Origin of the sequence: Mesorhizobium sp. M7A.F.Ca.CA.001.08.2.1 (assembly GCF_003998455.1) — a bacterium.
GTDB lineage: Bacteria > Pseudomonadota > Alphaproteobacteria > Rhizobiales > Rhizobiaceae > Mesorhizobium > Mesorhizobium ciceri.
This window is the reverse complement of sequence record NZ_RZPW01000008.1, coordinates 19,586-28,407: the sequence shown is the minus strand read 5'-3', so window position 1 is coordinate 28,407 and position 8,822 is coordinate 19,586. Positions and strand designations below refer to the sequence as shown.

At 63.6% G+C, this 8,822-nt stretch carries 8 protein-coding genes; all 8 read right to left on the bottom strand.

Annotated elements, in window-relative coordinates; translation table 11 throughout:
* Positions 1 to 585: branched-chain amino acid ABC transporter permease (locus EN914_RS01280; RefSeq protein ID WP_164778638.1), on the bottom strand; the 585-nt coding region annotated here is incomplete at its 3' end.
* A 22-nt stretch (positions 586 to 607) separates the two neighbouring features.
* Positions 608 to 1,495, bottom strand: a complete 888-nt coding sequence (locus EN914_RS01275) for a branched-chain amino acid ABC transporter permease (RefSeq protein ID WP_024502116.1) — start codon at positions 1,493 to 1,495, stop codon at positions 608 to 610.
* A 7-nt stretch (positions 1,496 to 1,502) separates the two neighbouring features.
* Complete coding sequence (locus tag EN914_RS01270; protein WP_013528528.1) at positions 1,503 to 2,213, bottom strand: ABC transporter ATP-binding protein; 711 nt, start codon at positions 2,211 to 2,213, stop codon at positions 1,503 to 1,505.
* Positions 2,206 to 2,985 (bottom strand): ABC transporter ATP-binding protein, encoded by a 780-nt coding sequence (locus EN914_RS01265; protein ID WP_024502117.1) that lies wholly within the window; start codon positions 2,983 to 2,985, stop codon positions 2,206 to 2,208. Before EN914_RS01265 ends, EN914_RS01270 begins: the two co-directional genes overlap by 8 nt.
* Positions 2,986 to 2,997: 12 nt before the next feature.
* Positions 2,998 to 4,206 carry an ABC transporter substrate-binding protein gene (locus EN914_RS01260; RefSeq protein WP_024502118.1) on the bottom strand — a complete coding sequence of 403 codons (1,209 nt, stop codon included), beginning with the start codon at positions 4,204 to 4,206 and terminating at the stop codon, positions 2,998 to 3,000.
* A gap of 206 nt (positions 4,207 to 4,412) precedes the next feature.
* On the bottom strand, positions 4,413 to 6,176 hold the full coding sequence (locus tag EN914_RS01255) for an ABC transporter ATP-binding protein (RefSeq protein WP_024502119.1): 1,764 nt from the start codon (positions 6,174 to 6,176) through the stop codon (positions 4,413 to 4,415).
* A gap of 46 nt (positions 6,177 to 6,222) precedes the next feature.
* Complete coding sequence (locus tag EN914_RS01250) at positions 6,223 to 7,167, bottom strand: acetamidase/formamidase family protein (RefSeq protein ID WP_024502120.1); 945 nt, start codon at positions 7,165 to 7,167, stop codon at positions 6,223 to 6,225.
* Entirely contained in the window at positions 7,157 to 8,800 is a 1,644-nt protein-coding gene (locus tag EN914_RS01245) for an ABC transporter substrate-binding protein (protein ID WP_024502121.1), read from the bottom strand. The genes EN914_RS01250 and EN914_RS01245 overlap by 11 nt, the downstream gene beginning before the upstream one ends.
* Positions 8,801 to 8,822: the final 22 nt, after the last annotated feature.

Genomic DNA, 8,822 nt, shown 5'->3' with positions numbered 1-8,822 from the left:
GCGCAGGATCATGCCGAACGGCGATTTGACGATGCGCCAGATGGCGAAGACGCCGATCAGGAACACCGCCAGCACGAAGTAATACATGTTCAGCGAGACGTTCAGGTCGAGGACGCCAAGCAGCATGCCGCGCGGCACGCCCTGAATGCCGTCCTCGCCTTGCGTGAAGGGCGACTGCACACAGAAGAAGAAGAACATCTGCGACAGCGCCAGCGTGATCATGGCGAAATAGATGCCTTGCCGGCGAATTGCGAAAAAGCCCATGACAAGGCCGAGCAAGGCCGCACCCGCCATGCCGAGCAGAATGCCGGCTTCCGGCGGCCAGCCCCAGACCTTGACGGCATGCGCAGTGAAGTAGGCGGCGCCGCCGAAGAAGGTGGCGTGGCCGAACGATAAGAGCCCGGTATAGCCGAGCAGAAGATTGAACGCGCAGGCAAACAGCGCGAAACACAGCATCTTCATCAGGAAGATCGGATAGATCAGGAAAGGCGCTACCAGCAGCGCCAGGATGCCGAGCCCGACCAGCATCCATTCCAGCCGTGCCGAGGTTTTGGCCGATGCCTCGCGAAGCGTCAGTTCGGTCATGTCAGATGTCCCTTCCGACATGTCAAGCGTCCCTTCCGAACAGGCCAGCCGGCCGGACCAGAAGCACGATGGCCATGATGACGAAGACCACGAGATTGGAGGCCTCGGGGTAGAAGACCTTGGTCAGGCCCTCGGCGAGGCCAAGCATGTAGCCGGTGACGATCGCACCGAGGATCGATCCCATGCCGCCGACCACCACCACCGCGAAGACGACGATGATGAGGTCCGATCCCATAAGCGGGCTCACCTGATAGATCGGTGCTGCTAGAATGCCGGCAAGCCCGGCCAGCGCGGAGCCAAGGCCGTAGGTGAGGGTCAGCAGCAACGGCACGTTGACGCCGAAAGCCTGGACGAGACGGGGATTCTCGGTTGCCGCGCGCAGATAGGATCCAAGCCTGGTCTTCTCGATCAGCGCCCAGGTGCCGAAGCAGACGATCAGCGAGGCGACCACGACCCAGCCGCGATAGTTGGGCAGGAACATGAAGCCGAGATTGGTGCCGCCGGCAAGCAGCGGCGGCACGGCGTAAGGGTTTCCCGAGACGCCGTAATAATAGCGGAAGATGCCTTCGAGCACGAGAGCGAGGCCGAAGGTGAAGAGCAGCCCGTAGAGCGGATCGAGATCGTACAGCCTCGACAGCGCCAGGCGCTCGACCACGACGCCGAAGACGCCAACGATCAGCGGCACAAGGATCAAAGCGGGCCAATAGCCGATGCCGAGATGGGTGAGAAGCAGATAGCCGACGAAGGCGCCGAACATATACTGGGCGCCATGGGCGAAATTGATGACGCGCAGCAAGCCGAATATGACAGCCAGGCCCAGGCTCAGCATGGCGTAGAACGAGCCGTTGATCAGGCCGACCAGCAATTGGCCGAGGAAGGCCTGAACCGGGATTCCGAAGATCATCGTCATGGCGCCATCATACACCCAGGACTTCGTGGAGCTGCGCCATGCGGTCCGGCAGTTCGCCGACCGGAAACCCCGCCACCACCTTGCCGTGCTCCATCAGATAGAAACGGTCGGCGACACGACTGGCGAAGCGAAAGTTCTGCTCGACCAGCAGGATCGTCATGCCGCGCTTTTTCAACGTCGCCAGCAACGCGCCGATGCGCTGCACGATGACGGGAGCGAGCCCCTCCGTCGGTTCGTCGAGGAGCAGCATCTTCACGCCGGTTCGCAGCATGCGCGCGATCGCCAGCATCTGCTGTTCGCCGCCCGACAGCCTGGTGCCGGGACTGTTGCGCCGCTCCTTCAGATTGGGGAACAGATCGAATATCTCCTCGACGCTCATGCCGCCCTGCGCGACGACCGGCGGCAGAACCAGATTCTCGTCCACGGTCAGCGTTGCGAAGATGCCGCGCTCCTCCGGCACGAAGCCGATGCCTTGATGGGCGGTGCGGTGCAGCGGCAGCCGCATCAGGTCCTTGCCGTCGAAGGCGATCCGGCCGGTCCGCTTGCGGATCAACCCCATGATGGCGCGCAGCGTCGTCGTCTTGCCGACGCCGTTGCGGCCGAGCAGCGTGACCGTCTCGCCGGCAAACACTTCCAGATCGACACCGTGCAGCGCATGGCCCTCGCCATACCAGGCGTTGAGGCCGGTGACGGCAAGCAGAGGTGCGGCACTAGTCATCGGCGGTGCCCATATAGGCGATCTTGACGCGCTCGTCGCGGCTAACGGTGGCGTAGTCGCCAGCGGCCAGCACCTCGCCGCGCTGCATGACCGTTATCCAGTCGCAAAGGTCGGCCACCACGGTCAGATTGTGCTCAACCATCAGCACGGCGCGATCCCTGGCAACCGAACGGATGAGGCTGGAAACCGTGGCCACGTCCTCGTGCCCCATGCCGGCCATCGGCTCGTCCAGCAGCAGCACTTTCGGATCGAGCGCGAGCGTCGTGGCGATCTCCAGCACGCGTTTCCTGCCATAGGAAAGATCGCCGGCGAGCCTGTTCCTGGCGTCGTCGAGACCAACCGAGCGCAGCAATTCCTCGGCGCGCGGCGTCAGCCGGTCGAGCGCCGCGAGCGAGCGCCAGAACTGAACGCCGAGCCCTCCCGGCCGCTGCAGCGCGACGCGGACATTGTCGAGCACGCTGAGGTGCGGAAAAATCGCCGATATCTGGAACGAGCGCACCAGCCCCATCCGCGCAACCCTGGCCGGCGAGGTGCGGGTGATGTCGTGGCCAAGCAGCTCGATCCTGCCGCTGGTCGGCGCCAGGAACTTGGTGAGCAGGTTGAAGACGGTCGTCTTGCCGGCGCCGTTGGGTCCGATCAGGGCATGGATGTTGCCATGGCGGACATCGATATCGACGTTTTTGACGGCGATGAAGCCGGCAAAGTCGCGTCGCAACCCGCGGGCGGAAAGCACAACCCGCGGCTCGTTCGCGTCCAGGTCAGTCGGCGCCATCGGCCGCGCCTATCACTGGCCGGCCGTCGAACAGCCGCTTTCCTTCTCGCTGAGGAAGGCCTCGTTGCCTGGAATGGTGGCGAGATATTTGTAGTAGTCCCAATCCTTGGTGCTCTCGGCTGGCGACTTGACCTGGTAGAGGTACATGTCGTGGACCATGTTGCCGTCCGCCTGCACCTTGCCGTTGGTTATCACCGCGTCGTCCACAGGCATCGAATGCAGCTGCTTGGCGACGGCTTCGGTCTCGTCCGTGCCGGCCTTGTCGATCGCCTTCAAATACTGCGTCACCGCCGAATAGGTCGCGGCCTGGATCATGTTCGGCATGCGGTTGGTGCGCTTGAAGAAGCGCTGCCCGAATTCGCGGCTCTTGTCGTCGCGATCCCAGTAATAGCCTTCGGTCAACACGACGCCCTGCGCCGCTTGAAGGCCAAGCCCATGCACCTCGGCCAGCGTGAACAGGAGTGCGGCAAGACGCTGACCGCCCTGCACGATGCCGAATTCGGCCGCCTGCTTGATGGAGTTGGAGGTATCGAGGCCGGCATTGGCCAAGCCGATGACCTTGGCGCCCGACGATTGCGCCTGCAGCAGGAAGGACGAATAATCGGTCGATCCCAAGGGATAACGCACCTCGCCCAGCACCTTGCCGCCATGGCTTTCGACGAACTTGGTGGTCTGATCCTTCAGCGAATAGCCGAATGCATAGTCGACGGTGACGAAGAACCAGCTGTCGCCGCCCTGCTGCACGAGAGAGCCGCCGGTACCCACCGCCTGCGAGTGAGTGTCATAGGCCCAGTGGAAGCCGTAGGGCGAGCACTGTTTGCCGGTCAGCTCCGTGGTCGCCGCGCCGGTGACGATGTCGATCTTCTTCTTTTCCTTGGAAATCCCCTGGACGGCGAGCGCTACCGAAGAGGTCGTCAGTTCCATGATGGCATCGACTTGCTCGGTGTCGTACCACTGCCGGGCGATGTTGGAGGCGATATCCGGCTTGTTCTGGTGGTCGGCGCTGATGATTTCTATCGGCGCTCCCTGCACCTTGCCGCCGAAATCCTCGACGGCCATCTTGGCCGCCTCGACCGACCACTTGCCGCCGAAGTCGGCGTAGACGCCCGACTGGTCGTTGAGGATGCCGATCTTGACCTTGCCGTCGGAAATTTCGGCGGCCGAAGCGGGGATCGCGGATGCGGCGAGAAGTGCCGCGGAAACGAAAAGGCTTACCTTCATGGTTGACTTCCTCCCATAGCGATGAATCCGACCGACCCTCCTACGATCGATCATCGCAATGGTATTGAACATGAGGAAGATAGGGACAGAGGGCAAGAGGCCGTTAGGGATTTAGTGTTCGAAGCGATACGGTTTGGCGGCGGAACGCGAGCCTTGGGCGAGAGATAGAGACACAAACATGTGAACCGCCCGGCGGCAGTGCCGGCTCAGCCCTCGACGGCGACGAGGTGGCCGTTGCCGACATCCCTCAGCGCCAGTTTCAGCGGCGCCTCGCCGATCCTGCGGGTGGCGCTCGGGATTTCCTGGTCGAGGCGCGCGAAGCGGCTTCTGCGCTGCGCGGGATCGGGCACGGGCACGGCTTCGATCAGGCGCCTGGTGTAGGGATGGCGCGGGTTGGAAAAGACCTGGTCGCGGGTGCCCATCTCGACGATCTGGCCGAGATACATGACGGCGACGCGGTCGGAGATGTTCTCGACCACCGCCATGTCATGCGAGATGAAGAGATAGGCGACGCCGAATTCGCGCTGCAACTCCTTCAACAGATCGAGCACGCGCGCCTGCACCGAGACGTCGAGCGCCGAGACGCTTTCGTCGGCGATGATCAGCTTCGGCCGCAGTGCAAGCGCGCGGGCAATGCAGACGCGCTGGCGCTGGCCGCCGGAGAATTCATGCGGATAGAGTTCCATCTGATCGGGCGACAGGCCGACGCGCTCGAACAGCGCCGCGACACGCTCGCTGCGCTCTTCCTTCGAGGCGATACCGTGGATCAGCAGCGGCTCGGCGACGAGGTCGCCGACACGCATGCGCGGGTCCAACGAGGCATAGGGGTCCTGGAAAATCATCTGCACGTCGCGGCGCACCGCCTTGCGCTCGTCGCGGCCGAGGCCGGACAGATTGCGGCCGCCAATGGCGATGTCGCCGCTGTAGGGCACCAGTCCGGCCAGCGCCTTGGCGGTGGTCGACTTGCCACAACCGGATTCGCCGACCAGCGCCAGCGTCTCGTTGGGCGCGATCGAGAAGCTGACGCCTTCGACGGCGTGGACGCGACGAGTGACCCGGCCGAAGAAGCCGCCATGCAGGTCGAAACGGACATGCAGGTCCTTGACGTCAGCGACATTGGCCGGCGTTGCCGTCTCGGCACTCCTGGATTCCTGGCGACCGATACCGCTGCCGATGCGCGGCACGGCGGCCAGCAGCTCGCGCGTGTAGCCGGCTTGCGGCCTGGCGAAAATGTCAGCGGTTTTTCCCTCTTCGACCATGCGGCCATGCCGCATGATGATGACGCGGTCGGCCATTTCGGCGACGACGCCCATGTCATGAGTGATGAGGATGACGCTGGTGCCATGCTGGCGCTGCAGATCGCGCAAAAGTTCCAGCACCTCGCCTTGCACGGTGACGTCGAGCGCCGTCGTCGGCTCGTCGGCGATCAGCACGTCCGGCTCGAGCGCCAGCGCCATGGCGATCATCACCCGCTGGCGCATGCCGCCGGACAGTTCGTGCGGAAACTGCTTTAGCCGGCTTTCGGCTTCCGAAATGCGCACCGCCTTCAGCGCCTCGATGGCACGCTGGCGAGCCTCGCTCTGCGACAGGGAGGTATGCGCCTCGATGGATTCGGTGAGCTGCCGGCCGATCGACAGCACCGGGTTGAGTGAGGTCATCGGCTCCTGGAAGATCATGGCGATGCGGTTGCCGCGAATGCGCCGCATCCGGCGCTCGTCCAGAATCGTCAGATCTGTGTCGCCGAGATGGACCTTGCCGGATGAAATCCTGGCGGCAGGCTGCGGCAGAAGCTGCATGATGGCCAGAGCGGTCATCGATTTGCCGGAGCCGGATTCACCGGCAATGCACAGCGTCTCGCCACGAGACAACGTCAGCGACAGGTCGGAGACGACCTCGCGCTCGCCCTCCTCGCCGCGCACGCTGACGGAGAGGTTGGCGATGCCGAGTATGGGTTCGCTGGCGGCGATCATTGCGCGCGTGACCCGGAGAGGGATTTACTCCGGCACACCCCCCTCCTCATTCAAACACGCAGCGCGGAAAGTAGAACGACACCACCCAGTTCGGCATGTCGACGATCTCGCTGATGCGGAGATCGCCGCAGACCGAGGCCAGCATATAGGCCTCGACTGGGTCGATGTGATAACGACCGGCGAGCAGGTCGACCATCTGCGCAACCGCTTCCCTGGCGCCGGTCATCAGGTCCGGACCGATGCCGGTCGTCACCTCATAGCCCTTGGCGTCGAGATGGCGCGTCACCGGGCCTGGCGTGGTGAAGCGCGGCGTCTTCAGCCTGGCATCCTTGACCAGGTCGAGCTTGAGCACGACGTCCATCGGACTTTCGATCGCCGTGCCGCAGACCTCGCCGTCACCTTGCGCGGCATGGGTGTCGCCAACCGAAAACAGCGCGCCCGCCACTTCCACCGGCAGATAGAGCGTGGTGCCGGCGGCGAGATCGCGGATGTCGAGATTGCCGCCGACGCGCCTTGGCGGCACCACCGAGTGGTGGCCCTTTTCCGCCAGCGCGTTGCCTATGGTGCCGGCGAAGGGTTTCAACGGCACACGCGCATTCTTGCCGAACAGCGCCGGCTCGAGCGAGGCAGCGTCGTATTTCCAGATGTTCAGCGCCGGCTCCTTGAAGTCGTCGGCGAGCAGCCCAAACCCCGGAATGTTGGCCGTCCAGCCGAAGCCGGACGGCTTGAACATCTCGATCGTCACCTTCAGCGCGTCACCCGGCTCGGCGCCCTCGACGAAGATCGGCCCGGTCACCGGATTGACGGTGGCGAAGTCGAGCTTGGCGACGTCGGCGACCGTGCTGCCGGCCTGCAACTGGCCGCCGGAGGAATCGAGGCACTGGAACTCGATCGTCGAGCCGGGCGCCACCCGCTCGGCCGGGGCAAACGAATTGTCCCAGCCGAAATGATGTTGGCGCCCGTGGATGGTGTAGTCGCAGTTATTGCACATCTTTTACGTACACATTGTCGTAGTTGATCGGGATATGAACCGGGTCGACATAGAGGTTGTCGGCGCCGCCCATGCGCGCCGATTTCATGGTGAAGCGCTGCTCGTTGAAGACCGGCGCCCAGGGCGCGTCTTCCATCACCTTGTCGTAGATGGCGCTCCACATCTTGTCGCGTTCGCCTGATTTAGCCGGGTCGACCACCGAGTCGGCCTCGGCCGCCTTGGCGTCGAGATCCTTGTTGCAATACCACGACCAGTTCCAGCCGCCTGGCACCGCACCGGCGCAGCCGAGGATCGGGCCGTAGAAGTTCGACGGATCCGGGAAGTCGGCGATCCAGGCCATGCCGCCGGACCAGATCATCGGTGCGCCGGCCTTGTCGCCGCCGGCGGCAATCACGTTTGCCTGCGCCAGCGACTGGATGCTTGCCTTGATGCCGATCGCCGCCAGATCCTGCTGGATCGCCTGGGCGATGCGCGGGTTGGGATCGGTGTTCATGGCAAACAGCTGTGTCTCGAAGCCGTCGGGGTGGCCAGCCTCTGCGAGCAGCGCCTTGGCCTTGGCGACGTCATAGGGATAGCCCTTGTATTCCTTGTCGTAGCCCGGCATCGACGGCGGCAGCGGCTGGTTGGCCGGCACGGCGCGGCCGTTGATGATCTGGATGACGCGCGCCTTGTTGATCGCCATGTTGACTGCCTGGCGCACCTTAACATTGTCGAACGGCGCCATGGTGGTGTTCATGGTGACATAGCCGGTGTGCAGCTGGCCGCCTTCGACGACGCGTGCCTTCTGCTCGGGATCGGCCATCACCTCCTGGAATTTTGCTGGCGGAATGCCGTCGCCGGGGACGTCGATCTCGCCCTTCTGCAGGCGCAGCAGCGCCACGATCGGCTCCTGGCCGATCTCGAAGGTGATCTTGTCCAGATGCGGCAGGCCCTTGTGCCAGTAGTCCGCATTGCGCTCGAAGACGATGCGCTGGCCGAGCGTCCACTCGGCGAGCTTGAAGGCGCCGGTGCCGACCGGATGCTTGCCGAAATCGGCGCCGTATTTCTCGACCTCTTCCTTCGGCACGACATGGGCGAAGTTGATGGCCATCACATGCAGGAAGGTGGCGTCGGGGCGGGTCAGTTCGAACTTGACCGTGTAAGGGTCGACGACAGTGACGCCGGAGAGGCTCTCGGCCTTGCCGGCGGCGACATCGTCATAGCCCTTGATCGAGCCGAAGAAGCCGGCGCCGGGGCTCTGCGTCTTCGGATTGGTGACGCGGTCGAGCGAATATTTCACGTCGTCGGCCGTCATCTCGCGACCATTGTGGAATTTCACACCATGGCGCAGCTTGAAGGTGAAGGTCTTGCCGTCGGGCGAAATCTCGTAGCTTTCGGCGAGGTCGGGCTTCAGATTGGTGGTACCCGGCTCGTAATCCATCAACCCGTCGAACAGGCTCTTGATCATCGACCAGTTCTGCCAGTCATAGCCGATCGCCGGATCGAGCGTGGCGACGTCGTCCTTGTAGGTGATGGTGATGGCGCCGCCCTGCTTGGCGTTCGGATCGACGGCGTCCTCGGCGCGAACGCTCGTCATGCCGAGCATCAGCGCCAGCGCCGATGCCGCTACCGTGGATGCGAGAAAATTTTTCATTTTTATGTTCCCTTTCTCTGTC